General features: G+C 66.4%; 22 protein-coding genes. 7 read left to right on the forward strand and 15 right to left on the reverse strand.

Annotated features, from left to right (window positions below; translation table 11 throughout):
* The 9 genes from ACT54L_RS14720 to ACT54L_RS14760 form a co-directional block, all read right to left on the reverse strand.
* On the reverse strand, positions 1-783 hold the full coding sequence (locus ACT54L_RS14720; protein ID WP_476086389.1) for an enoyl-CoA hydratase/isomerase family protein: 783 nt from the start codon (positions 781-783) through the stop codon (positions 1-3).
* Positions 770-1,417 (reverse strand): TetR-type transcription factor C-terminal domain-containing protein, encoded by a 648-nt coding sequence (locus ACT54L_RS14725; protein ID WP_476086390.1) that lies wholly within the window; start codon positions 1,415-1,417, stop codon positions 770-772. Before ACT54L_RS14725 ends, ACT54L_RS14720 begins: the two co-directional genes overlap by 14 nt.
* Positions 1,418-1,447: 30 nt before the next feature.
* Positions 1,448-2,242: an enoyl-CoA hydratase-related protein gene (locus ACT54L_RS14730; RefSeq protein ID WP_476086391.1), complete on the reverse strand. Its 795-nt coding sequence runs from the start codon at positions 2,240-2,242 to the stop codon at positions 1,448-1,450.
* A 4-nt stretch (positions 2,243-2,246) separates the two neighbouring features.
* Positions 2,247-3,596 (reverse strand): MFS transporter, encoded by a 1,350-nt coding sequence (locus tag ACT54L_RS14735; protein ID WP_476086392.1) that lies wholly within the window; start codon positions 3,594-3,596, stop codon positions 2,247-2,249.
* Positions 3,597-4,306: 710 nt separating this feature from the next.
* The gene (locus ACT54L_RS14740) at positions 4,307-5,470 is read right to left on the reverse strand and encodes an FUSC family protein (protein WP_476086393.1); all 1,164 of its coding nucleotides are present in this window, start codon (positions 5,468-5,470) and stop codon (positions 4,307-4,309) included.
* Complete coding sequence (locus tag ACT54L_RS14745; RefSeq protein ID WP_476086394.1) at positions 5,467-5,952, reverse strand: MarR family winged helix-turn-helix transcriptional regulator; 486 nt, start codon at positions 5,950-5,952, stop codon at positions 5,467-5,469. The genes ACT54L_RS14740 and ACT54L_RS14745 overlap by 4 nt, the downstream gene beginning before the upstream one ends.
* A gap of 77 nt (positions 5,953-6,029) precedes the next feature.
* A complete protein-coding gene (locus ACT54L_RS14750; RefSeq protein ID WP_476086395.1) occupies positions 6,030-7,382 on the reverse strand; it encodes an LLM class flavin-dependent oxidoreductase in 1,353 nt (450 codons plus the stop codon).
* A gap of 299 nt (positions 7,383-7,681) precedes the next feature.
* Positions 7,682-8,734 (reverse strand): Ldh family oxidoreductase, encoded by a 1,053-nt coding sequence (locus ACT54L_RS14755; RefSeq protein ID WP_476086687.1) that lies wholly within the window; start codon positions 8,732-8,734, stop codon positions 7,682-7,684.
* A 131-nt stretch (positions 8,735-8,865) separates the two neighbouring features.
* Positions 8,866-9,621, reverse strand: a complete 756-nt coding sequence (locus ACT54L_RS14760; protein ID WP_476086396.1) for a TrmB family transcriptional regulator — start codon at positions 9,619-9,621, stop codon at positions 8,866-8,868.
* A gap of 255 nt (positions 9,622-9,876) precedes the next feature.
* Here ACT54L_RS14760 and ACT54L_RS14765 point away from each other — a divergent pair, with 255 nt between their 5' ends.
* From ACT54L_RS14765 to ACT54L_RS14790, 6 genes are all read left to right on the forward strand, one after another.
* Complete coding sequence (locus tag ACT54L_RS14765) at positions 9,877-10,722, forward strand: ABC transporter permease (RefSeq protein ID WP_476086397.1); 846 nt, start codon at positions 9,877-9,879, stop codon at positions 10,720-10,722.
* 10 nt (positions 10,723-10,732) lie between these two features.
* A complete protein-coding gene (locus tag ACT54L_RS14770) occupies positions 10,733-11,572 on the forward strand; it encodes an ABC transporter ATP-binding protein (RefSeq protein WP_476086398.1) in 840 nt (279 codons plus the stop codon).
* A gap of 3 nt (positions 11,573-11,575) precedes the next feature.
* The gene (locus ACT54L_RS14775) at positions 11,576-12,631 is read left to right on the forward strand and encodes an ABC transporter substrate-binding protein (protein ID WP_476086399.1); all 1,056 of its coding nucleotides are present in this window, start codon (positions 11,576-11,578) and stop codon (positions 12,629-12,631) included.
* Between the two features lie 89 nt (positions 12,632-12,720).
* Complete coding sequence (locus ACT54L_RS14780) at positions 12,721-13,488, forward strand: flavin reductase family protein (RefSeq protein WP_476086400.1); 768 nt, start codon at positions 12,721-12,723, stop codon at positions 13,486-13,488.
* Positions 13,489-13,493: 5 nt separating this feature from the next.
* Positions 13,494-14,438: a carbon-nitrogen hydrolase family protein gene (locus ACT54L_RS14785; protein ID WP_476086401.1), complete on the forward strand. Its 945-nt coding sequence runs from the start codon at positions 13,494-13,496 to the stop codon at positions 14,436-14,438.
* Positions 14,439-14,764: 326 nt separating this feature from the next.
* Positions 14,765-15,277: a ferritin-like domain-containing protein gene (locus ACT54L_RS14790; RefSeq protein ID WP_476086402.1), complete on the forward strand. Its 513-nt coding sequence runs from the start codon at positions 14,765-14,767 to the stop codon at positions 15,275-15,277.
* 103 nt (positions 15,278-15,380) lie between these two features.
* On the opposite strand, the gene ACT54L_RS14795 is transcribed toward ACT54L_RS14790, so the two are convergent.
* Complete coding sequence (locus ACT54L_RS14795) at positions 15,381-16,361, reverse strand: helix-turn-helix domain-containing protein (protein ID WP_476086403.1); 981 nt, start codon at positions 16,359-16,361, stop codon at positions 15,381-15,383.
* 253 nt (positions 16,362-16,614) lie between these two features.
* Here ACT54L_RS14795 and ACT54L_RS14800 point away from each other — a divergent pair, with 253 nt between their 5' ends.
* Entirely contained in the window at positions 16,615-19,503 is a 2,889-nt protein-coding gene (locus ACT54L_RS14800) for an ATP-binding protein (protein WP_476086404.1), read from the forward strand.
* Between the two features lie 9 nt (positions 19,504-19,512).
* On the opposite strand, the gene ACT54L_RS14805 is transcribed toward ACT54L_RS14800, so the two are convergent.
* The 5 genes from ACT54L_RS14805 to ACT54L_RS14825 all read right to left on the reverse strand — a co-directional run bounded on the left by ACT54L_RS14805 (position 19,513) and on the right by ACT54L_RS14825 (position 24,997).
* Positions 19,513-21,114, reverse strand: coding sequence for an MFS transporter (locus ACT54L_RS14805; protein WP_476086405.1), 1,602 nt, complete (start codon positions 21,112-21,114; stop codon positions 19,513-19,515).
* Between the two features lie 23 nt (positions 21,115-21,137).
* Positions 21,138-23,003: an amidohydrolase gene (locus tag ACT54L_RS14810; RefSeq protein ID WP_476086406.1), complete on the reverse strand. Its 1,866-nt coding sequence runs from the start codon at positions 23,001-23,003 to the stop codon at positions 21,138-21,140.
* A 33-nt stretch (positions 23,004-23,036) separates the two neighbouring features.
* Complete coding sequence (locus ACT54L_RS14815; protein WP_476086407.1) at positions 23,037-23,324, reverse strand: XapX domain-containing protein; 288 nt, start codon at positions 23,322-23,324, stop codon at positions 23,037-23,039.
* Positions 23,325-23,383: 59 nt separating this feature from the next.
* Positions 23,384-24,214 carry an alpha/beta fold hydrolase gene (locus ACT54L_RS14820; protein ID WP_476086408.1) on the reverse strand — a complete coding sequence of 277 codons (831 nt, stop codon included), beginning with the start codon at positions 24,212-24,214 and terminating at the stop codon, positions 23,384-23,386.
* Between the two features lie 129 nt (positions 24,215-24,343).
* Positions 24,344-24,997, reverse strand: a complete 654-nt coding sequence (locus tag ACT54L_RS14825; protein ID WP_476086409.1) for a hydrolase — start codon at positions 24,995-24,997, stop codon at positions 24,344-24,346.
* Between the last annotated feature and the right edge of the window lie 337 nt (positions 24,998-25,334).

A 25,334-nucleotide genomic window follows, 5' to 3' on the forward strand; every position in this document is an offset into this window, starting at 1 on the left:
CTATTGGGTTTTGGCCGCGCGCCGGGCGACAAAGGCATCGATGCCCGCCTTCCCGTCGGGGCTCTCGAACAGCATCCGGTAGAGGTCCCGCTCGCGCCTCTTGGACGCGTCATAATTCCCGCGCAGGCACCCGCTCAGCACCTGCTTGGTGAGGGTGACGGCCGCCGGGCGGAACGCGGCGAGGCGTTCCGCGAGGGCGAGGGCCTCATCCTCAAGAGCTTCGGGCGCGTGGAACGCATGGATAAGGCCGAGGGCGTGGCAGCGCTCCGCATCCATAAGATCTCCGGTGATGCACATGGCGCGCGCCACCACGGGGCCAGCCAGATGCTCGATCAGGACGGTGCCGGCATTTCCGGGAAAAAAGCCCAGCTTGATCTCCGGGAAGCCCAGCTTCGCATCGCGCGCGGCGATCAACACATCCGCCGACAGGGCGATCAGCAAGCCGCCCCCGAGGGCATAGCCATGGATGGCGGCGATTACCGCCTGGGGGAGCGCCTGAATGCGCTCATAGACGGCGCAGCCGCTGGCCCATTGCCGGTCGATTTCATCGACGGTCATCCGTTGCAGCTCGGTGATGTCCGCTCCCGCGGCAAAAGACTTGCCGTTGCCGGAGATGATGACCGCCCGCACCTCCTGGGCCCGCTCCAGAATGGCGCAGGCGGCGTCCAGGTCCCGCAGCATCTGGCGGTTAAGCGCGTTATAGCGCTCGGGCCGGTTCAGGTGCAGGCGGGCGACGGGGCCGGCGCGGTCAAGCTGCAAGGTCTCGAAATCACCGGGCGGCATCGGCGGCCTTTCCCTGGATCATTTGAAGGCCCAGATCGGCCATGCACTCGACCACCTCGTCCTCGGACAGGCGGCCCTTCGGCTTGTACCAAAGGAACATCCAGGTCATGAGGCCGCCGATGCCCAGTGTGGCAAGGCTGGTGTCCTTCACCGAGAATTCGCCGGTCCGGACACCCTCCTGGATCACCTCGGTGACGATGGCATCGAATTCGGCCCGCAGGAGAGACTGGGCTTCCACGGACTCTTCCGGCAACTGCATCTCTTCGCGGAAATAGATGGCCAGCGACGCGCGGTTCTGAATCACGGACCGTGCGAAGTCGCGCAGGAACACCTGCATGCGTTGCGTGGGCGTCCCGCTGCGGGCCTTGAGGGCGCTGGCACACTCGAAGGCGCCGCACAGGCCGCGCCGGGCGACGGTGGCCAGAAGGTCGGCCTTGTTGCCGAAATGATTGTAGATGACGGGCTTATGGACACCCGCCAGTTGCGCGATGGCGTCCAGCGAGGTGCCCACATAGCCGTGCGACAGGAAGAGCGTGGTCGCCGCTTCGAGCACCCGGGCGCGCTTGAGGTCTTCGATCTCATCCTTGAGTGATCGCTGGGCCTGCCCAGCGATCGGATTGCTGTCATCGGTCATGTTACACGGGTCCTCTTGGAGCGGTCTGTCTCAGGCGATGGCGGCTTTCGGGGCCCGGCGCTCGAAGAAGGCGCTCGCGGCACGCTTGGCCTCCTCGCTTCGGCAGCATTCCGCATGGCGGTGGGCCTCCCGATCCAAGTGTTCGGCGAAGCTGAGATCGAACGTCTCCGCCAGATTGAGCTTGCCATAACGCAAGGACAGCGTCGTGCGGGACAGGAGGCGCCCCACGAGCGCGTCCACCGCGCCGGGAAGCTCGCCTGCCGGGTGAACCTCCCCCACCAGCCCGATGACCCGCGCCTGTTCGGCGTTGAGCGTCTTCGGATCGAGCATGAGCTGGCGCGCATGGGCCGGGCCGACGAGACGTGGCAGCAGCCAGGAAATGCCGAAATCGCCGGACACCCCCACATTCTGGAAGGCGGTGGCGAACTTGGCGTTCTCCGCTGCCAGCCGGAAATCGCAGGCACAGGCCACCGAAAGCCCGGCGCCGGCGCAGGCACCGTTGATGGCAGCGACGGTGATCTTATCGGTCGTATAGAGGAGTTCGCTGACACGCATGAAGCGCCGCAGGCGCGCCGTCTGCTGGTCCAGCGTGCCCGCTCCATTCACCGTCTCAAGCCCCGTGGAAATGTCGCCGCCGGAGCAGAAAGCCCGTCCGACACCGGTCACAACAATGACGCGGCAGTCAGGATCCCCCACGGCGGCCTCGGTCGCCGCCAGCAGGTCTTCCAGCAACTGGGCGTCCATGGCGTTCATCACGTCCGGCCGGTTCATCGCCAAGGTCGTGACGGCGCCCGCCACGGTCACGTTCACATAGGTCATGGGCATGGCGTCACTTCTCGAGTCTGGAAGACAGGGTCTGCTTGGGGATCACCAGCACCAGGACGCCCCCCAGCAACATCAGGGCCGCCAGCACATAGGTGCCGTTGTTGATGTCCCCAGTGAGGTCCTTGGCGAGGCTGGCGGCATAGGAACCGACAAAGCCGGAGGTGGAGCCGATGGACGTAATCAGCGCGATGCCGGCCGCCGCCGCGGTCCCGGAGAGGACAGAGGCCGGGAAGGTCCAGAACACCGGCGCATGGGCCATGACGCCGGCCGCCGACACCGACAGGAAGAAGAGCGCCACCGGGAGATGGTTCGCGGTGAGCGCGGCAAGGATGAAGCTCAGGCCCGCAATGAAGGAGGGGATGGCCGCATGCCAGCGCCGCTCATTCACCTTCCGGGAATGGACGGCATTGGCGATCATCGCCACGGCGGACACCAGCCACGGGATGGCGGACAGCAGGCCGATGTCGAACGCGCTCTTCACGCCGGCATTCTTGATGATGGTCGGCAGCCAAAAGGACAGTCCATAGATGCCGGTGCTGTAGCAGATCATGATGCCGGCCATCACCCAGACCCTGAAGTCTCCGATCACCGCCGAGAAATTGTGCCGCTTGTGGCGGTCATCGATCTGAAGATTGGAGAGGATCGTGGTCTTCTCGGCAGCGTTCAGCCACTTGGCGTCAGCCACGGAACTGTCCAGGTAGGTGAAGACGACCGTGCCCAGGATCACCGCCGGCAGACCTTCCAGCACCAGCATCCACTGCCAGCCGGCAAGGCCATTCACATTGTGGAAGTTGTCCATGAGGGCCCCCGAGATGGGACCGCCCACGATGAGGCTGATGGGAATGGCAACGATGAAGCCGGCCATCACCTTGGCCTGACGCTCTGCCGGGAACCAATAGCTGATGTAGAGCACGATGCCGGCAAAGAAGCCCGCCTCGCTTACCCCAAGCAGAAAGCGCAGGATGTAGAAGGTCATCTCCTTGCCGAGCCCGGTCCATGCGGCGATGGGGTCGACGAAGGCGATGGCAGCGGAAACGATGCCCCAGGTGACCATGATCCGGGAGATCCAGACCCGGGCTCCGATCTTGTGCAGGACGATGTTGCTGGGGATCTCGAAGGCCACATAGCCCACGAAAAAGATGCTCGCGCCGAAGGCGTAGACCGCATCGGAAAAACCGAGGTCCGCCAGCATCTGCAGCTTGGCGAATCCGATATTCACCCGATCAAGGTAAGCCACTGCATAGCATAGGAACAGCAACGGCACGAACCGCCATGTGATTTTCTTGTAAAGCGCTTCGTCATCGCCGCTCTCGTAGGCAAGAGTGGCGTGTTTATCCAATTGATTGATCGTCATCCTGTGTCCTCCCGGCATTTCTGTTTTTTGTATTTGTGTCGTCCCGCTAAATGCATGGCGCGTCGCAGCAACCGCGGCCCGCTCACGCGACCGCGTCCCCTCCGTCCGCCCTTGAAGGTGCCTCTGCTGAACGGCCGACGCAGGACTTTGATGCCCTTTCCGACGGCCGACGCAGGACTTTGATGCCCTTTCCGACGGCCGAAGATACTCGCTGGGAATTTATGATACCAATCAGTACTGACTGTCAATGCACGGAATTCCGCCCCCCACATCGGGTCGGGGGCTGGGTCAGTTGGCGGGGATCGGAAGGAGTCTTGAGGGGAGCGCCGGCCGCCTCAACAACCCGGATGTAGACACGTCACGAAACGCAACGTCTCGAGAGCGGAGCAGTTCGCCGATGTGCTCGGAGCGCCCGCAACCTTCGATCACCGCTTTCAAGACGGGCTGAAGGAGACCGTGGCTTTTAAGATGCTGGGCGCCATCATGCCCGCCCCCCTCGAACTTGATGCACCGAACGGGATTGCGGGCATTCTGCAGGATGAGTTCGGTATGGTGCGGAGCCTTGGTCCGCCCCGGCGGAGAAGGCGACTACGCACGAATTTACCTCACCAGGCGGGGCATATCACATGTTCAACGCCTGATTGAAAGTCCTGACCTGGGCCGGAAACGGGACCCCGGCACGCTGGAGGACCGTTCCCTCGCGCCCTCGTTCAGGAGGATGCCTGGCGGGGGCGCCCGGCGCGCGCGGCGTGGTGGTGGGCGAGGTGGAGCCTGTCGTCCAAGGTGGAACAGACCACGGCCAGGATGATGCCGATGCTGGCGCCCACCAGCGTGTCCAGCACCCGTTCCGGCGCCATGGCGCTGCCCGCCGCCCCCGGTGCGGCCAGGTAGCTCATCAGCAGGGCCATGGGCGTAACCAGGATCTGGCCGAGGGCATAATTGGCGCCGATGATGATTTCAGTGCTGATCTGCAACAGCACCAACAGCGCGATTACGGTCCAGACCGACGGCTCTGCCGCCAGAATGAGCCAGACCAGGCCCGCGCCGACCACCGTCCCCAGCATGCGTTGCAAGGCGCGGTTCATGCTGATGTGCAGGTGGGTGCCCTGCATCACGGCCACGGCGCCAAGAGCCGCCCAGGACGGATGGGCGGCACCGAGGGCATAGGCCGTCACCGCTGCAATGCCAGAGCCAAGGGCGATGCGCGCGGCGGCCACCAGGCGGTGATTGACTGGCCGAAGCGGCTCCACGGGAAACGGGGCCTCGGGCGTTGCGTGTTGGCGGAAGCCCTCGGTGGCGGTGCAGATGAGCCAGGCGAGCCCGCCCGCCAGCCCCGTGGCGGCGGCGCGCTCCAGGACCTCCTGCCAGGAGCCCACATGTCCCATGGCTGCGCCAGCCGCGAACACGAAGATGAGCGCCCCCGGCGGGCCATATTGCGCGGTGGTGGCGACGAAGAAGAAGAACCCGCATGCCAGCGCCAGGAGGCCAAGCTGAAGGGTGAACGGAGCGCCGAGGCATGCGGCCGACGACATGGCCGCCACCGCAAAGGTCAGCCAAAGCGCGCACATCAAGATCATGCGGCTGCGTCCCGCCGGCGGGGCGAAGCGGCCGAACAGGGCCGCCAACGTGCCAAGCGAAGCAAAGCCCACCAGATGCGGCCAGGGCGAGACGAGCGTGAGGGGAAGAGCGATCGCGGCCGCCAGGGAGGCCTGGACACCGGCCAGAGCGCCGTTGCGCAGCCAGGGCTGCGGCGCCAGGGCGAGGCTTTCGCGAACCTGATGCGGCTTCAGCAGATGTCGGGCGGCATCCACGCGCCGTGTGGCGTGAGGTGCTTCGGCGGCGGGGGAGGAGGGCACATGCTCGGAGCAGCTCACGATGCCACCTTTTCCGCCGGCTGTGCCTGGAGCGCCTGGAGACGCTGTTCGATGCGCGCGAAATGGTCGAGCATGCCCGAAATGTCGGTGTCCGACAGGTCTTCAAGCATGAGCGCTTCCGCCCGGATCAGTTCCCGACGGATCTCCGCCACCCGCACCGTCCCGGCCTCGGTGAGATAAACGAGGCGTGCCCGGCCGTCAGAGGCATCCACCCGCCGCTCGACAAGGCCTTGACGACAAAGGATGTCCAGCAGGCGCACCAGGCTCGACCCGTCAATCCCCACCAGAGCGGCCAATTCCTTCTGGGTGATGCCGCCGCCGGATTCCTGCAGATGGACGAGCGGGACCCAGGTGGCGTCGGACAAGCCCGCTTCAGCCAGATGGGCATCCAGCGCCCGCCGCCAGCGGCGGGCGAGAAGGGAGAAGCGCACGCCGAAGCGCGCGCGGGGTGAGGCAGCAGGTGAGCCGAGGGAGGATGTCATGGGGCATCCAAACCAGAAATTAATTTGCATTGCAATGCAAATTATATCGCCCAGCTTGGATGTGTCCCCAATACCCCTCAGGCGACGTGGCCGAGACGGCCCTCCGCTCCCTCGGATCGGATGCCGGCCGGGCGTTCCAGGCCATAATGCGCGCGCAGGGTCGTTCCTTCATAATCCTCTCGGAACAGCCCACGCTTGCGCAGGATCGGCACGACTTCGGCGGCGAAGACATCGAAGCCGCCGGTGTACCAGGGCGGCATCACGTTGAAGCCGTCGGCCGCGCCGGTCTCGAACCAGAGCTGAATGGCATCGGCCACCTGTTCCGGCGTCCCCACCTTCACCCAATGGCCGCGCGCGCCGGCGAGCCGCCGGATGAGCTGCCGCAAGGTGGGGCTCTCGCGCTCGATGATGTCCACCACCACCTTGAACCGGCTCGCGACGGAACTGTCGGGATCGATCAAATGGCGCGGAAACGGCGCGTCGAGATCATGCCCACGCAGATCCAGCCCGGTCATGGCCTTCAGCTGGGCCAGCGAGTAGGCAGGCTGGATCAAGGCGTCGAACTCGTCCGAAAGCCGCTGCGCCTCCTCTTCGGTCGAGCCGATGAAGGGGCTGATGCCGGGCAGGATGCGGATGGCCTGAGGCCCCCGCCCATGGGCCAAGGCGCGGGTCTTCACGTCGGAATAAAAGGCCCGGGCGCTCTCGACCGTCTGGTGCGCCGTGAAGATGGCTTCGGCATAACGGGCTGCAAACGCCCGTCCGTCGGTGGAGGAGCCGGCCTGCACATAGACCGGCCGCCCCTGCGGCGAGCGGGGAATGTTGAGCGGGCCGCGCACCGCGAAATGCGGGCCCTTGTGATCGATGGCGTGGATCTTCGTGGTATCGGCAAACACCCCGGATGCCTTGTCGATGACAAGGGCATCGTCCTCCCAGCTGTCCCAGAGGGCCGAGACCACATCCAGGAATTCTGTGGCCCGCGCATAGCGCTCGGCGTGGCTGGGATGGCCGTCCAGGCCGAAATTGGCCGCAGCGGCCGGGGCGGTGGTGGTGACGATGTTCCAGCCCGCGCGGCCATTGCTGATATGGTCGAGGGTGCCGAACAGGCGCGCCAGATTATAGGGCTCGTAATAGGTGGTGGACGCGGTCCCGATGAGGCCGATGCGCTTGGTCACCGCCGCGATGGCCGTCAGCCAGGTGATGGGCTCGAAGCGAAAGCGCGAGCCATAGCGCAGGTCATCGGACAAGGCCGGACCATCGGCGAAGAAGACAGCATCGAACTTGGCCGCTTCGGCCCGCTGGGCGAGGTCCTGGTAATAGGTGATGTCGAAAGCCCGTTGTGGGTCGGACTCCTTGTACCGCCAGCCGGCCTCATGATGCCCGCCCGGATAGAGGAAGAGATTGAGGGTGAGCTGGCGAGGCTGGTCGGTCATCACAAAGTCTCCGCGGTCTTCACGCCGCCCCGCCCGGGCTACTCTTGGCGGCCCGTCGGCGCCGGGGACACACCCTCTGCCTTCAGGGCTGGCTCGCCCTTCAGGCTTGGCATTGTCCCGCAACGGCGCGTGGCGTGTTCGGCGGCAACAGGAGAAACATGGCGCGCCAAAAACTATTTGTCTATCGAATTTATCGAATTAATATCTTGAGAGGGAGGGCGCACCACTGGTGCCGCCCGCCTGTGAAGCGAGAGAGGGCCAGTGAGCGCCAGTCATCTCGTTGCGATGCCACCCAGGACTTATTTAGGCAGGGCAATGCCATAGCGGGCTGAAATGGCCTTGAAGGCCGCCGCGGTCTGGGGGTCGATGGGAATACCGAGGTCGCTGCGTCGATCCGCCTCCCGCCACTCGCGATCCCCCGGCGCGAGCACCTCGCCGCCGTCACTGGCGCGGCTGGAGCGCAGGGTCGAGAGGTATCGAGTTATGCCCGCCGCATAGGCGTCGGCGTCCAGGAAGGCGTCGGGCTTCAGGGCGAGCACGAAGGCGCCCACGTTGCGCGGCGTGGCCATCTCCGGGCTCACCATGGGCGGAAGGTCGAAGCTCAGCCGGGCGCCGGACAGAAGCGAACTGAACAGCTCCACCAGTCCGGCAAGGCCCGCGCCCTTGAACCCGAAGACGCCGCCGAGCGGCGCCAGCATCTCCACCAGATGGGGATCCGTCGTGTTCTGGCCCTCCTCGTCGGAGGCCACGTCGGCCGGCAGAGGCAGATCGAGGCTGCGATAGAGCAGGACACGGTTGAACGGGATGGAACTGGTGGCCATGTCCAGGAGCCAGGGCCGAGCTCCGGGCACCGGCGCGGCTGCCGCGATGGGATTGGTGCCGTGGAAGCGCTCGGCGCCGTCATGAAGCCGCATGAGGGCGTCGGAATTGCAGAAGGCGAGGCCCACATAGCCCCGCTCCGCTGCGGCGAGGGCATAGGCCCCGGCCGCACCGAAGTGGGAGGAGTTGCGGATGGCCACCGCCCCGATGCCGAACCGGTCCGCCTTGCCGATGGCGTGGTCCATGGCGGCATAGGCGGCGCGGGCCCCGTGGGCGGCACCCGCATCCAGGGCCGCCACCGCGCCGCTGTCCCGCACAAATGCGAGGTTGGGCCGCCCCGACACCCGGCCACCCTCCAGAACCGCCACATAATGGGCCAAGAGGCGAATGCCGTGGCTGTCCACCCCCAGGCGAGACCCGTGCATCATGGCGCGGGTGGCGGCTTCGGCCGTTGCCTCGTCCGCCCCGGCCGCGCTTAAGGCCTGCAGGGCGAACGTGGCAAGCGCGGCCTCCGAAAGGCGGGCCGCGAACATGGGCTGGGGGGCGCTTTCCCGGGACGACATGGGAGGGCTCGCAGGTCATGCGGCCGCGCACCTTTTGCACGCGGCTTCTGTGCGCCAGCTAAAAGGCGGCCTCCTTCGCCGTCAACAAGGGGCCGGCCCGCTCACGGTAGAGCCGGGGAGGGGGTGCTCAGGCTCCACATGGCATCGAACATGGAGGCCTGGAAGGCGGCAAACTCGGCGCTGTCGATAATCATGCCGTAGCTTTCCCGCGCCGAAGAAATCAGCGCCACCTTGTGCCCATAGATGAAGCACGTCATCGCGAGGGTATGCTCGGCCGGGGCATAGCGCAGCTCGCGGCAGTGCTCCCGGCTGGAGGGCCAGATGGGCACGATGTCCCGCTCCGCCGAGCGGATCACATGCAGCCAGATGCCCCGGCGCGCGCGCTCGTTGAGATAGCGCTCCATCTCCTCCAGCCCCGGTTCGGCCATCAGCTCCTTCATGGATAAGGTGGCCCGCAGGACTTTGTGGCCGCTGTTCAGCGTGTCCCACAAGGTGGTGCGGATGCCCTCCGGACCGGGATGAAAGCGCACGTTCGGCTGGCCGCTCTCATGGTGATACATGGAGCGCAGCACCGGCATCACGTCCTCGATCATCTGGCGGCGCGCCTCGATGCGCTCCAGCAGCACGCCGGGATCCTGCGCCACCACGAAGCGCCTTTTGCCGTGGTCCACGAAGCGGATGAGGCCCTCGGCCTCCAGCTTGGCGAGGGCGTCATGGGCGGTGGTGCGGGCAAGGCCTGCCTTGGCGGCGACCTCCGTGACCGATGCGCCTCCAAGGCCAACGGCCGTGAGATAGAGCTTGTAGAGCGTCCCGGTGATGCCGATCCGGGCCAGCTTTTCTTCAATGTCGGTCGTCACGCCACATCCCCCAATGCGGGGAGAATGTCCGATCTTCCCCGCGCCGTCTATCGTCGGTTTTAGCCGATAGAAAAATATGGCGACGCCCAAATAGTGGGCGATAAATTGCTGCATTGCGTGAAAAAACGCCTCTGAATGCGCGATAACTGCTCAATTCAAAGCCTGAATCGAATTGACGGAATTTGCCGACAATAATAGCGTCTGGGTCACCCGGTCGCTGAGGTGCGCCGGGCCATCACGCAAAGGAGGTTGCCGATGGAAGCAGAAGCCAATGCGGGCGCACTGGCCGCCCAGCCTGCCGCGAGCAGGCCGGCGCGACGCTTCCCGCCCTTGTCCCGGCTCCTCGCCAACCGTTCGGTGCGCGCCGGGCTCGGCCTCGCTGCCTTCTTCGGCTTCTGGCAGGCGGTGTGCGGGCTGGGGCTGGTGGACGGCTTCCTTCTGCCCTCGCCGGTGGCCGTGGCGCAGGCCCTGTGGGAGATGGCGATGGATGGCTCGCTTTGGGTCCACCTGGCGGCCAGCCTCCAGCGCGTGGCGGTGGGCTTCTTCCTCGCCTGCATTGTCGGCCTCGCCCTTGGCCTCATCTGCGGCTGGTGGCGGCCGGTGTCGGACTTCGTGCGCCCGGTCATCGAGGCGCTCCGCCCCATCCCGCCGCTCGCCTGGATCCCCATCACCATTCTGTGGTTCGGCCTCGGCGACGCGGCGTCCTACTTCCTGGTGTTCCTGGGCGCCGTCTTCCCGGCCTTCGTCGCCACCTATACGGCGGTGCGCGGGCTCGACCGCAACCAGATGAATGCCGCCCTCTGCCTCGGCGCCAAGCCCTGGCAATTGTTCTGGGACGTGCTGATCCCCGCCTCGTTGCCCATCATCCTGCCGGGCCTTCGCATCGCGCTCGGCGTCGGCTGGATGTGCGTGGTCACCGCCGAGCTGATCGCCGCCCAGACGGGCCTTGGCTACCTGATCCAGCAGTCCCGCATGCTGTTCCAGATCAACAATGTGGTGGCCGGCATGGTCACGATTGGCCTCGTGGGCTTCGCCATGTCCGTCATTCTCGAACGGATCGAGCGGCGTGTGAACGCCTGGGCTCCCTCCGAGCGCAATTGAGGAGAACGCCATGGTCGCCCTCGCTCGCCTGCCCGCCGACGTCTCCTCCCTCGCACCTCAGCCCGCGCCGGCCGATATCCAGATCGACATCCGCAATGTGGGAAAGGTCTATGGCGGCACCGCCTCCGACCATGCGGTGGTCGCGCTTGACGGTGTAAACCTGCGCATCCGGCGCGGCGAATTCATCTCGCTGCTCGGCCCCTCCGGCTGCGGCAAGTCCACACTGCTTGGCATCATCGCCGGCTTCCAGTCGGCCAGCAGCGGGCAATTGCTCCAGGATGGCCGGCCCATCACCCGCCCCGGCCCCTCGCGCACGGTGGTGTTCCAGGACTATGCCCTGTTCGGCTGGATGACGGTGCAGCAGAACGTGGAATTCGGCCTGAAGGCCAAGGGCATGCCGAAGGCTCAGCGGGCCGAGATCGCCCGCGCCCTCATCGCCATGGTGCGGCTGAACGGCTTCGAGGACAAATATCCCCACCAGATGTCCGGTGGCATGAAGCAGCGCGCCGCCATCGCCCGGGCGCTGGCCCCCGATCCGGACATCCTGCTCATGGACGAGCCGTTCGGCGCGCTCGATGCCCAGACCCGCGTGCTGTTGCAGGAGGAGATCGCCCGCATCTCCTCCGAGGCCGGCAAGACGGTGATTTTCGTGACCCACGGCATCGATGAGGCGGTCTTCCTGGCCGACCGCGTGGTGGTGATGAGCCCGCGCCCGGGCCGGGTGCGCGAGGAGGTGCTGGTGCCGCTCCCGCGGCCGCGGACGGCCGAGATGCGGTCCGACCCATGGTTCGTCTCCACGGTCAATGACCTGTGGGAGACGCTCAAGCCGGAATGGCAGAAAGGGGAATAGACCGTGACCTCAGGAATTTCGCGCCGCCGCTTCGGCCAGCTCGCCGCTGGCCTTGCCGCCTCCCTCCCGCTGGCGATGCCCTCGGTTCTGCGCGCCCAGGAGGGCGATGTGGTCCGCATGTGCTGGTTCAACACGACCACCGTGTCGGCCCAGATCGCCCATGTCCTGATGCGCACGGACATTGCGGCCCGCAACGGCCTGAAGATGGAGATGATCCAGCTGGCCGCCTCTCCCGCCATCACCGAGGCCCTGGTCTCGGGTGCCGGCGATGTGGGCACGCTCTCGGACTTTGCCGCCGTGACCACCATGGCCATCGGCGCTCCGGTGACCACGGTTGCCTCGCAGGCCCGCTTCCGCTCGGCGGTGCTGGCCACCAAGAAGTCGGGCATCACGAGCCTTGCGGACCTCAAGGGCAAGCAGGTCTACGGCACCTTTGGCATCACCGCCTTCCAGAATGCCCAGGACGCGGTGCTCAAAGCCGGCCTCGTGCCCGGCAAGGACGTGACCTTCGTCAATGTGGGGCCGGCCGAACTGGCGGACGCGGTGGGTGCCCAGCGCATCGACGCCTTCTTCTCCTATGATCCGTTCGTCAGCTATTTCGAAAGCACCGGCGCCGCGCAGGTCATCTCGCAGAACGTGACGCCGGTCATCGTGCTCGCCGCCAACAACCGCTTCCTCCAGCAGAAGCCGGATGTGCTGAAGCGCCTGCTCATCGCCAATTCCGAGGCGCTGTTCTTCGCCGCACAGAACAATGACCTGGTGAATGGCTGGTTCCGCACCTTGGAGCCCGCCAAGAACATCCCCGAGCCGGTGCTTCAGAAGGCGTCCAGCTACGACCCGGCCTGGAGCGCCAAGTCCTTCTCCGACATCCGCGCCACCCTCTCGCCCGAGCAGATCGCGCAAATGGAGGCGCTGGCCAAGTGGGGCGTGGACGCCAAGCTCCTGCCCCGCCTGCCCGACGTGCCGAAATTCATCAACACCGCCATCGCAACGGCTGCGGACAAGGAAGCGGCGGCGCTGAATTTCGACGTCAAGAGCGTGAAGATCCTGCGCGCCTGACCGGCGCGCCATCCTCCCCCGACCAGCGGCGCGTTCCGGCGCGCCGCCCCAGCCGCGCCGCCGCCCGGCGGTCGCGCAGCAGGACCATCATGACCAGCATTCCGGCACATGCCGACGGGGCGCTTTTGGAGAGGCCCTCAGCCGTCCCAGAACCCGCCGGTGCGGCGTGGGGCCTCGCCCCCGAAACCGGCCCGCAGAGCGCCACCCGGCATTTCGATTTTTCCATCCTGCCGCCGGAGGCGCGCTATCGTTTGCTCGCCTCCACCATCATGCCCCGCCCCGTGGCCTGGGTGGTCACCTGCAGCGCGGATGGCGCGGTGAATGCCGCGCCCTATTCCTTCTTCAACCTGTTCGGTGCCGACCGGCCGGTGGTGGCGCTGGGCATCCTGGCTCGTCCGGGGCAGCCCAAGGATACGGCGGCCAACATTTCCGCAACCGGCGAATTCGTCGTGAACCTGGTGCCCTACGCGCTGGTGGAGGCCATGAACGCCACCTGCGTGGAAGCTCCGCCGGAGGTGGACGAGACGGTTCTGGCCGGCCTTGCCACGGTGCCGAGCCTCGCCATACGCCCGCCGCGGATCGCCGCCTCGCCCGTGGCGCTGGAATGCCGGCTGCTGCACATGCTGGAGACGGGGCCAGGGCAATGGCTGGCGGTGGGCGAGGTGCTCCATGCGCACTATGTCCAATCCGTCCTCACCGGCGATCCCGAGCGCCCCCGCGTGGATGCCGGCGCCCTCGATCTGGTGGGGCGCATGCACGGCCCCTCCGCCTATGCCCGCACGCGGGATCTCTTCGACCTGCCGCGTCCGCTCTGGCCCGTTCCGGGCGGCGAAAGCCAGGCACAACCCAAGGGATGAAGTCCATGTCCAAGGTCAAGGTCGCCGCGGTCCAGGCCGCAACCATTCCCTTTGACGGTCCCGCCGCCACCGCTCGCACGGTGGCGCTGATCGCCGAGGCCGCAGCCACCGGCGCCAAGATCGCCGTGTTCCCGGAAGCCTTCATCGGCGGCTATCCCAAGGGCCTCGACTTCGGCTGCAGCATCGGCCGCCGCACGGGGGAGGGGCGGGCGGACTTTGCCCGCTATGTGCGCGGCGCCATCACCGTGCCCGGTCCTGAGGTGGATCAGTTGGTGGCGGCTTGTGCCGCCCACGACATTCATGCGGTGGTCGGCGTAATGGAGCGGGATGGCGGCACGCTTTATTGCACGGCGCTCTATCTCGGCCCGCAGGGCCTTCTGGGCAAGCATCGCAAGGTGATGCCCACCGGCTCCGAGCGTCTGGTGTGGGGTTTTGGTGATGGCTCGACCCTCACCGTGGTGGACACCCCCTATGGCCGTATGGGCGGCGCCATCTGCTGGGAGCACTACATGCCCCTGATGCGCGCGGCCTATTATGCCAAGGGCGTCCAGATCTGGGCCGCGCCCACCGCGGATGACCGCGAGAGCTGGATCTCCACCATGCGCCATGTGGCCATGGAGGGCCGCTGCTTCGTCATCGGCGCCTGCCAGGTGATGCGCCGCTCCGACTTCCCGGACGATTATGCCAGCCGCATCGAGGCCGCGCCCGACGAATGGATGATGCATGGCCGCTCGATAATTGTCGGTCCCTTGGGCGAGATCCTCGCGGGGCCGCTTGTGGACGAGGAAGGCATCCTCACCGCCGAGATCGACCTCGACCACATTCTGGGCGCCAAGCTCGATTTCGATCCGGTCGGCCATTACGCCCGGCCCGACCTGTTCAGCCTCCATGTGGACGAGACGCCTCAGGTGCCCGTCGTCGCCCGCAACCACGCGCCCGCGACGGCCTGATCCGCATCTCCGCCCGGCGGAAACCTGCCGGGCGGAGATGCGCGGGGGGGAGAGGGGGCGACGCGCTCAGGGGGCGACGCGCTCCGAGTGCGCCCGAAAATACTATACCCTTTCAAGCATAGCCGTATCGGGAGTACGTGTATCTGAAAGGACTACAGCGCAGCTTTCCGGCGCCGCAATACTCCGTTCCGCGCATGAAGAAATACCCGAAAGGAATTCGAATAATACGAACCAAGGTGTGTCCTGGACGTTGATAAGTCGAGGCAGGAGGGTCAGGCACCCTTCGTGCCGGCGCTAAGACAAATGCCAGCGAACAGGAGCGACCCTTGGGAGACGATACCATCCGCGACATTTTCGCTGTCGGGCTGCGCAATGCGCATGCCGTCGAGACCGAAGCTTTGTCCATCATGAACCGCCAGCTGGATCGGCTGGAGAGCTACCCCGATCTGGCCGCTCGCTTGCGCACACATGTCTCGGAGACCGAGGTGCAGGCGCGCCGGCTTCAGGACATTCTGGAGGGGCTTGGAGAAAGCCAGTCCACGCTGAAGGACACAGCTGCCTCCTTCATGGGCAATATGGCGGCGCTCGGCCACACCATGGCCGACGACGAGATCCTGAAGAACGCCTTCGCGGATTTCGCCTTCGAGAATTATGAAATCGCGGCCTACCGCTCCCTCATCACCATCGCCGAGACCGGCGGCTTTGCGGCGGCGGTGCCGTTGCTGCAGCAGAGCCTTGCGGAAGAAGAGGAAATGGCGGCCTGGCTGGAGCAGCATCTGCCCGAGGTCACCCGCCAATATCTGGCTCTGGAAGCAGCCGGCCTAAAGGCCAACCGATAAAGCCCAAGCCCATGGCGCCCTCCCGCGCCATGGGCTCCTCCCAAGCTTTGGGGCCTGGGCGGTCAGGTTGAAATCCCATCGAGACGCGTGCTCGCTGGGCGCCCTACGCCACCTCGAGAATGCGAGCCTCCGACCCGGCAACCGCGTCCATCCCCTCCGGCGGCTCGCCGCTTTGCCTTTGCCAGAGGCGCGGCGAGAGGCCAACGAGGCGCGTGAAGGTGCGCGTGAAATGGCTCTGATCTGAAAACCCGCACAGACCCGCGATCTCCGCCAGCGGAAGATCCGTGCCCCGGATCAGGGACTTGGCGCGGGCCAACCGACGCCCGGTCAAGAAATGGTGCGGTCCCTCCCCCAGGGTCTGCCGAAACGCCCGAGTGAAGTGGCTACGCGAGAGGCGGCAGGCGCTCGCCAGGTCGGCGATGCTGATGCCCTCCGCAAGGCGCTCTTCGATCAACTCCCGCGCGCGGCGCTCCTGCCAGGGAGCAAGGCCGCCGGTGGCTGCATCGCGCTTGCGAATTCCCGCATAGCGATGGGCAAAGTGGGCGAGCAGTCCGAGGCTGATCTGGTCCGTCACCAGACGGTCGGTGGAGGCCGCATAAGGCGCGCAAGCGATCAGCAGATTGGTCAGGTGACTCATAACCGGATCAGACGATTCACGCTCCACCACCACCTGCTCGAACCGGGAATGGCCCTGGGCATCGGCAAAGCCATCGAGCATGGTGCGGGTCACATAGAGTTGCATTGCATCAATGGGACCTTGGACCGTTGTCTGCGCGGACTGCGTGAGGTCGAGGACAGTGACGGCCCCGGCGGGGCAGGGCCCCTCAAAGGCCCGACGGCCGGCTAGAGTGCGGGTGTAGAGCGCCAAGGGCCGTCTCAGGCATATAATGCTAAACCCGTCCTCGTGGGGCGTTGGCTTAAAGGGATCGCGATGGATGTGGGGGCACGTCACATGGGTGGCTGCAAGAACCAGACGTCCATCTCGCTCGCTCTCCCAGATGAGCCGGCTCAAAGGGAGGGCACATTTTTGCGCAAAGCGATCACCGTAAAACCGGGCGTCGGCAAAAGTGTTTTCTGCATTCATCCGCGAAAGCCCCGTCGTTCCGGTCCGCATTGGGCAAAAAGCTGTCAAAACCGAAGTGGCACCTCATGTTTTGGAAGAGTTTCATGGAGATGGTGGGAAGGTAAAAACAAACCCAACCACCCCTTCAACGATGTCTGTTCAGTCATGATGGACGCGGACCCGGCGCGGGCGGAATCAATTTTTGTCAATTGTGAACCGGCGTGCGACCATGTCCCGGCAGCCAAGCTTCGGCGGGCCTGATGCGGAGGCGCGCATGATCCATCAGGCAGGGAAACCATCGGCCGAGCGGCCGTCCGCCGACGCCCTCACATTCGGTCCGTTCGAGCTGAAGATGGGGCAGCGGCTCCTCTTGCGGGACGGCCAGCCGGTGGGTGTGGGTGATCGGGCCCTCGACCTTCTCATCGCACTGGCAGATGCGGATGGGGCGGTTCTCGACAAGCGCTACCTGATCGCCACGGTCTGGAACGGCATGGCGGTCAGCGAAGGCAATCTGCGCACCCAGATCGGGCTTTTGCGCAAATGGCTGGGCGAGACCCAGACCGGCCCCAGGTACATCGCCAATGTTGCCGGGCAGGGCTACAGCTTCGTCGCCCCCGTCAAGCGCATCGCTGCGCCACCACCTCGGCTGGGGACCCCGGCTGTCGCACTTTCCAAGCCACCGCCCGTCTCGGATCACGGCGTCTTCGGCCGCGCCGACGCGGTAAAGACGGTGCTGGAGGCGCTGCAGACCGAGCGGGTTGTCGCGCTGGTCGGCAGCGGAGGCATTGGCAAGACGACGGTGGCGAAGGCCGTGGTTCAATCCGCCGTCGCCGCATTTCCCGACGGTATAGCCTGGATCGACCTTGCCTATGTGGGCGACCCCTTGCTGGTGCCCCGCGCCATCGCTACGGCGCTCGGTTCCGGTGGCAATGCAGGCGATCCGGTCCCCTCCATTCTCATGAGTCTTCGGGACCGGCGTGCCCTGCTGGTTCTGGATTGCTGCGAGCGGGTGCTTGATGGGGCCGCGCGCATGGCCGAGCGCATCACCGAGGCCTTGCCCGGCATCACCATTCTGGCCACCAGCCGCGAGCGGTTGCGCACCCGGCGGGAATGCGTGGTGCGGCTTGCGCCCCTGCCGACACCGGCGGATGGCGCGGACCTCTCCCTGGACGCAGCCGCGGACTCTCCGGCGGTCCAGCTGTTCCTGGCCCGCGCCCATTCTGCGGGCGCTCCTCTGGTGCTTGGGCCCGACAATGCGCGGGTGATCGCCGATCTGTGCCGACGCCTTGACGGCATTCCGCTCGCGCTCGAACTGGCGGCCTCCCAGATGCTCGCCTTCTCCCCGGCTGATCTCCTCGCGCTGATCGACCATGGAGAGGAAGGATGGGGACTGGGACCGCGCACGGCCGAGCCGCGACACCTCACCATGCGGGCGACACTGGACTGGAGCCACGACCTCTTGGCGGAGGAGGACCGGACGGTGTTCCGCCGGCTCGCCATCTTCGAGGGCGGGGTCGCCTTGCCCGCCGCCATGGACATGGTGGCCTTCGCGGACCTGCCACGTGAAGCGGTGGCGCGCGCCCTGTCATCCCTGGTGGAGAAGTCCCTCGTTAGCCTCGAGACCGGCCGTGGCCATGCCCTCTATCGCATGGCCGACACGACCCGCCATTACGCGCTCCTGCAGTTGGCCGCGCATGATGAACACAGCATTGTGGCCGCCCGGCACGCCGCGGACCTGATGCGTCGCCTCGCCGGCGCGGGGATCGAGGGCGCGCCGGAGGAGGCGGCCGCCTGGTTCGGGCCGCAATATCCCAACCTCGACAATCTTCGCGCGGCCTTGCGCTGGACCCTTTCCGAAGAAGCGCACGCGCCCCTAGCGGTTGAACTGGCGCAGGCGGCCGCGCCCGTCTTCATGCAATTGTCCCTGCTCCAGGATTGCGAAGATTGGTGCACCCGCATTCAGCCGCTCGCCGCGCGAGGCGTCGGCCCGCAGGCCCGGCTCGCGGAGATGCGCCTGCTCGCCTATCAGGGCGCCGCCATGCTGGGCACGCGGGGGCCGGTGGACGCGAGCCTCCACGCTTTGATCCGGGCGCGGACGCTCGCAGAGGGGGCAAGCGCCGGGGGCTATCTCTTTCTCGTCTTGTCAGCCCTGTTCTGGTTCTGGATCTATCGCGGCGACATCAATCAGGCCATTGCCTGCGCGGAGCTGATGCGGTGGGGCGATCACGAGGCTCCCGACACCGGCGGGTGGCAAGTGGCAGACCAGTCCATCGCCATCGCCTCCACCTTGCATGGGGACCAGACACAGGCGGAGCGACATCTGAAAAAGGTGTTGTCCGCGGAAGCACGGCTCCGCTTGGGCCGCTACATGCGCATTGGCAGCTGCCCCGGCAGCTTCTCGAACGTCTTTCTCATGCAATGCTATTGGCTCCAGGGACGGTTCTCTGAGGCCCACGCGCTGTTCGACCTGAGCGCGCCGGAACTGCGGGCGCCGGAGCACGGCCTTTATTATTGCTGGGCCCTGAACGAGGTGATGATCCCGCTCCTCTGCTTCCAGGGACGCCTGGAGGAGGCGGCGGAGCAGGCTCGGGAACTCCAACGTGCGGCCGATCTGTTGGGCCTCTCCGCCCGGCGCAAGGCCGCCGCCTGCATCAGTCTGGCCATCGCCGTCCTCGGCGGCAGCGGTGACCCGCGCGCCTTCGCGCGCATGCTGGACGGCCTGCGCCAGGACCACTTGATGCTGCAGCTGCCCTGGTTCGAGACGGTGTTGGCGGAGGCCTTGGGCCGGAACGGGGATGCGGCGGATGGCATCCCACGGATCGATGCGGCCATCGCCGACTGCAATCGCACCGGCAACGGCTGGTGGTTGCCGGAGCTGCATCGCGTGCGCGGTCAGCTGTACCTCTGCCGTTCCGACCGCCAGCTGCGCCAGCAAGGCCTCCACGACCTGGATCGGGCCTACGGGCTGGCCGGGGGCCAGGGGGCCCTGGCCCTCCAGGCGTCCGCCTTGGGTGCCCTGGCGCAGGCACCGGAGACCCACGGGGAATTCCTCGCGCTCCGGCAGGAAGAACTGCTGCACCGCATCGCATGCATTCCCGCGGCGGATGACCGGCGTTGGCTCTCGGGGTGCATCCGCGTCGGCTCGGGTGGAACAGCGGCCTGAACCGCCGCCTCAGAGGCGCGCGCCGGACAAGGCGAGGAAATGGCGCACTTTTGGACCGCCCTCCGACCGGTCGAAGGCGCGGGCGGCCTCCTGCACATCCGCATCGGCGTGGGAGACCCGGCGATGCTGGCGCAGATGCTCGGCCCAGGATTCCACCAGGAACCATTCCACGATGGTTTCGGGATCGGCTGCATCCTCGGTGACACCCCAGGCATAGGCGCCATCGCGCCTGCGGGCGGCCGACAGGCGGTGCAGCGCGCGCAAGAAGGCGTGACGGTCTTCCGGCCGGATCCGGTATTCGATCAGGATGAGCACCGGCCCCCGGTCGTTCGCCACCGGCTCCGCCAGTGCGGGCTCGGGCCAGTGGAGCGAGGGGGTGAGGTCCGCTTCCCCTTTCGGCAGCGCGACCCGATGCAGGACGACGCCCACGATGGCCAGACCCACGGCGGCGAGGCCGAGCGCCACCTGCAGGCCCGTGACCTGCGCCACCAGACCCCAGCCCAGGCTGCCGCCGGCCATGGCGCCATTGAACACCGTAAGATAGATGGCCAGCGCCCGGCCACGCACCCAGTTGGGCAGGATGGCCTGCGCGGTGGCGTTCAACGTCGTCAGGGCGATAATCCATGCACCGCCCATCACCAGCAGAATGGGCACCGCCAGCCACTGGGGCGGCGCGAGTGCGAGGCTCGCGCTGGCGGCCGCCGTGAGGAGGGAGGCGGCCAGCACCAGCCCGTCCGCGCTGAGCCGATCGCGCAGGCGCGGCAGAACCAGCGCGCCGCCGATAGCGCCCGCCCCCACCGAGCCGAGCAGCAGGCCGTAGAAGGCCGCATCCCCCTTCAGCAATTCACGGGCAACCAGCGGCAGGAGGGCCCAGACGGCACTTGCGAAAGCGAAGAAGAAAAATGCCCGCAGCCGCACCACATGCAACTCGCGGCTTGAACGGGCATAGCGCAGGCCCGCCCGGAAGGCGCCGGTGAAGCGCTCATCCAGCGCGTCCTCGGCACTGGCCGGCCGACGCCACCAGCACAGGGCGAGAATGACGACTATGTAGCTGGCGACATCGACGCCATAGGTGGCGGCGGCGCCGAACACGGCCAGCAGAACGCCCCCTGCCGCCGGCCCGATGGCGCGGGCAATGTTGATGCCAAGGGAATTGAGCGCAACGGCGCTCTTCAATTCGCTTCGGGGCACCAGTTCGGGCACGATGGACTGCCAGCTGGGCGCGGTGAGCGCCGCCCCGACGCCGCCGAGGAAGGTCAGGGCAATCAGGGAAGATATGGTCATCAGTCCGGTGTAGGCCAGCACCAGCAGGGTTCCGCTGACGCAGGCGAGCCCGAACTGGATGGCAATCAGCAGGCGCCGGCGGTCCAGAATGTCGGACAGCACCCCGGCCGGCATGGCCAGGATGAAGACGGGGAGCAGGGCGGCCGCCTGCACGGCGGCGACCGCCGCGGGCGAGGCCGACATGTCCGTGACAAGCCATGCGCTCGCCACATCGCGCATGAAGCTGCCCACATTGCCGAGGACGGTGGCGATCCAAAGCACCGCAAAGACGCGGCGGCGCAGGGGTGCGAACGCACTCCCCGTCGGGGCTGGAGCCGGATCCGTCATGGGGCGCCCTCCTATCGGCTCGTTTAGACGGCCCAGCAAGCGCACCCGAGCGCGCCGAAAAAGCCCCTGAGGTCGCCCACCGGAAGCGATGATGTCCAGGCCCCGGCATGGGCGTGGCCGTGCACGCCGCAGGGGCTGGCGCAGCCGCAGGCGGCCGCGAAGCGATAGGCCCCCTCGCGCTTTTCAGGCCGGGCTTGATAGCCCCCGAAAGTGCGCACGGGAGACCAATCGGGCATGGCGGGGGGAAGGGGAGGGGCGAGCGGCCCGAAGTCGCCCGCGCCATGGACCGGAACCCCGCCGAGCAAAGTCAGGACGGAGGTGATGTCCTGGATGGCATCTTCCGGGACGCTGAAATAATCATCCGACAGCACCACCAGATCCGCCAGCTGGCCCACCTTCACCTGCCCCTTCTTGCCGGGCTCGCTGGAGAACCAGGTATTGGCCTCCGTCCAGAGGCGCAACGCCGCCTCGCGATCGAGCCGGTTGGACGGCGGGTAGAGGGCAAGGCCGCCCAACGTGCGCCCGGTCACCAGCCAGGAGAGCGACACCCAGGGATTGTAGGAGGCGACACGGGTGGCATCCGTGCCCGCGCCCACCGGCAGGCCCGCCTCCAGCATGCGGCGGATGGGCGGGGTGTGCTCCGCCGCGCGGGCGCCGTAGCGATCCACGAAATATTCGCCCTGATAGGCCATGCGGTGCTGCACGGCGATGCCGCCGCCCAGCGCCGCGATGCGGTCGATGTTGCGGTCGGTGATGGTTTCCGCGTGATCGAAGAACCAGTTGAGGCCCGCGAGGGGCACGTCGCGATTGACGGCCTCGAACACGTCCAGCGCCCGGGAGATGGTCTCGTCATAGGTCGCGTGCAGGCGGAAGGGCCAGCGGTTCTCGGCGAGCAGCCGCACCACCGGCTCCAACTCGCCTTCCATGGCAGCGGGCAGGTCCGGCCGCTCCACCTGGAAATCCTCGAAGTCGGCGGCCGAATAGACCAGCATCTCGCCCGCGCCGTTGTGGCGATAGACATCGTCGCCCTGGCCGGGCGTCACGGTCTTGGACCAGCCGGCAAAGTCCGCCAGTTCCGCCTTGGGCTTCTGGGTGAAGAGATTGTAGGCGATACGGACGGTGAGGTGACCCTCCCGGTGCAGTTCCTCGATGATAGCATAGTCATCGGGATAGTTTTGGAAGCCGCCCCCCGCATCGATCACCGACGTCACGCCCAGGCGGTTCACCTCGCGCATGAAATGGCGGGTGGAGTTCTTCTGATAATCGGGCGGCAGTTTCGGCCCGCGGGCGAGCGTCGCATAGAGAATGGTGGCGTTGGGCTTGGCGAGGAGCAGGCCGGTGGGATTGCCGGCGGCATCGCGCATGATCTCGCCGCCGGGCGGGTTGGGCGTGTCCTTCGTATAGCCCACCACCCGCAAGGCCGCGGCATTCAGGAGCGCCCGGTCATAAAGGTGAAGGATGAAGACCGGCGTGTCGGGCGCCACGGCGTTCAGTTCGTCGATGGTGGGAAGGCGCTTCTCGGCGAACTGATGCTCGGTGAACCCGCCCACCACGCGCACCCATTGGGGCGGTGGGGTCACTGCCACCTGGCGCTTGAGCATTTCCATGCCGTCGGCAAGCGAGCGCACCCCGTCCCACCGCAACTCCATATTATAGTTCAACCCGCCGCGAATGATGTGCATGTGGCTATCGATAAGGCCCGGAATGATCCGGCGGCCGCCCGCATCGATCACCTGCGTATGGGCATCGGCGAACCGCATGGCGTCTTGCGCCGGCCCGGCGAAGCGGATCCGGCCGTCGGAAACGGCCACGGCTTCCACCTCGGGATTTGTGCGGTCGAGGGTGGTGATCTTCCCGTTGATGAGAATGAGGTCGGCCGTGGCGCTCATGGACCATCCTTCCGCAGTGTCTTCGATCAGGGTTCAGGACGCCGGAGGCAATGGGCCGTCCGGCGCCTTGGCATCGGTGCGATCCGCGCGGCCCGGCAATTGGCCCAGCACGTGGCGGGAGCAATCCGCCAGACCGATGGCGGTGCGCAGGCTGTCACCGTTCAGCAGGTGTCGCGCGACCGGGATGATCTGCTCGCCCACCAATATGCCGAACAGGCCCAGGAGCGCCACGACAGGGGGCGCCGGGGACCGCACATGCAAAAGAGAATAGATCACCCCCACCAGCAAGCCGGCCCCGAGCGATGCAAGATAAAGCTTCATGGCGTCACGTCCCGCCAGAGCGCCGCCGAATGCCCCTGGGACGCCCGGCGGCCGCTGCGTCAGGCCTTGATGAAGGCCAGGAGGTCGGCGTTGATCACATCGGGATTGGTGGTGCACATGCCGTGGGGATAGCCCTCATACACCTTGAGCGTGCCGTGCTTGAGCAGCTTGGCCGAGAGAAGGGCGCTGTCGGCGATCGGAACGATCTGATCGTCGTCGCCATGCATCACCAGGGTGGGCACGTCGCAGGCCTTCAGGTCCTCGGTGAAGTCGGTCTCGGAGAAGGCCTTGATGCCGTCGTAATGGGCCTTGGCTCCGCCCATCATGCCCTGCCGCCACCAGTTCCAGATGGCGCCCTGGGACACCGTCGCGCCGGGCCGGTTGAAGCCGAAGAAGGGACCGGTGGGCACGTCCAGAAAGAACTGGGCGCGGTTCGCGGCAAGGGCGCTGCGAAAGCCGTCGAACACTTCCATGGGCAGGCCGCCGGGATTGGCTTCAGTCTTCAGCATGATCGGCGGCACCGCGCCGATCAGGACCAGCTTGGCCACCCGGCCCTGGCCATGTTTCACCGTGTAATGCAGCGCCTCGCCGCCGCCGGTGGAATGGCCGATGTGGACAGCATTGCGCAGGTCCAGAAGCTCGGTCACGGCAGCCGCGTCGGCGGCGTAATGGTCCATGTCGTGGCCGTCGCTGACCTGCGAGGAGCGGCCATGGCCGCGCCGGTCATGGGCCACCACACGGAAGCCGTGGTTCACGAAAAACATAACCTGCGCGTCCCAGTCATCCGCCGAGAGCGGCCAGCCATGGTGGAACATGATGGGCTGGGCGTCCTTGGGACCCCAGTCCTTGAAGAAGATGTCGACGCCGTCCTTTGTGGTCACGGTGGGCATGGGGAACTCCATCTTCAAGCAGGGAGGGAAAGGCGAGGGGGGAGCGTCCGGCCGTCGTCCATGCCGTGCGCGCCGGCGCATGGCCGAGGCAGAAAGGCGCAGACGCCGCCGGAACGCCCCTAAGAGGGGTCAGTGGCCTTCGGAAACGCCAAACATGGTCTTGGCGTAGATGATGCCGAGCCCGTAAGCGCCGCCATAAGTCTTGGCGATGCCGGTGGTCAGATCGTAAGTCTCTCCCCTCGCCCAATCGCGCTGCAGTTCCAGCAGGTATTGGAGAGAGGTCATGGGGCGGGCGCCGGCCTGGACCATGCGGTCCATGGCCCGGTCATGGGCCTCGTCCGACACGTCGCCGCAGGCATCGGCGATCACATAGACCTCGAAGCCCTGGTCGATGGCCGAGAGGGCCGGGCCAACGATGCAAACGCCGGTCCAAAGGCCCGACAGAACCACGCGGCCCCGGCCGATGCGATTGATCTCGGCGATGACGGCAGCATCCTCCCAGGTGTTCATGGAGGTGCGGTCGAGCAGGGCCTGTCCGGGGAAGGCCTCCGTGATTGCGGAGAACATGGGGCCGGAGAAGCTCTTCTCGGCAACCGTGGTCAGAATGGTCGGGACCTTGAAGCCGGCCGCGGCGCGGGCCACGAGCGCGGCGTTGTTGCGCAGGTTCACCGCGTCGATGGACTTGGTCGCGAACGACATCTGCGACTGGAAGTCGATCATGATGAGCAGATGGTTGTCGGGGGCGATCAAGGACTTGCCTGGCGTGGCGGTGGCGGTGGGCATGGGGTCCTCCGGCTGCGTCAATGACGCGCGGACCATGCCGGTGTTGCTGGCGCCGTTCTTGTCGCATTGCGCGACACTTTGCCCATTTGTGCCGCGATCTGCGGCGGATGGGCGAAGGAGCCAGGTCCCGCGCGGCGCCATCATATTCTTTTTGTCGATAGATTTAATCATCAAACCATTGACAGCGCACGGGCACGCTGCAATCGTCCGGGGAGAGGTGCTGGCCTAGTGACGGGCCGCCCGATGCTCATCGGAACGGAAGCGCAGCCAGATGACCAAGATCGCTCCGCAGCGGCGGGCCTGTAGGAAGGGCAGTGCAGCCCGGCGCTGACCGCCG

The sequence above is a fragment of the Aquabacter sp. DMC10 genome (assembly GCF_056314145.1).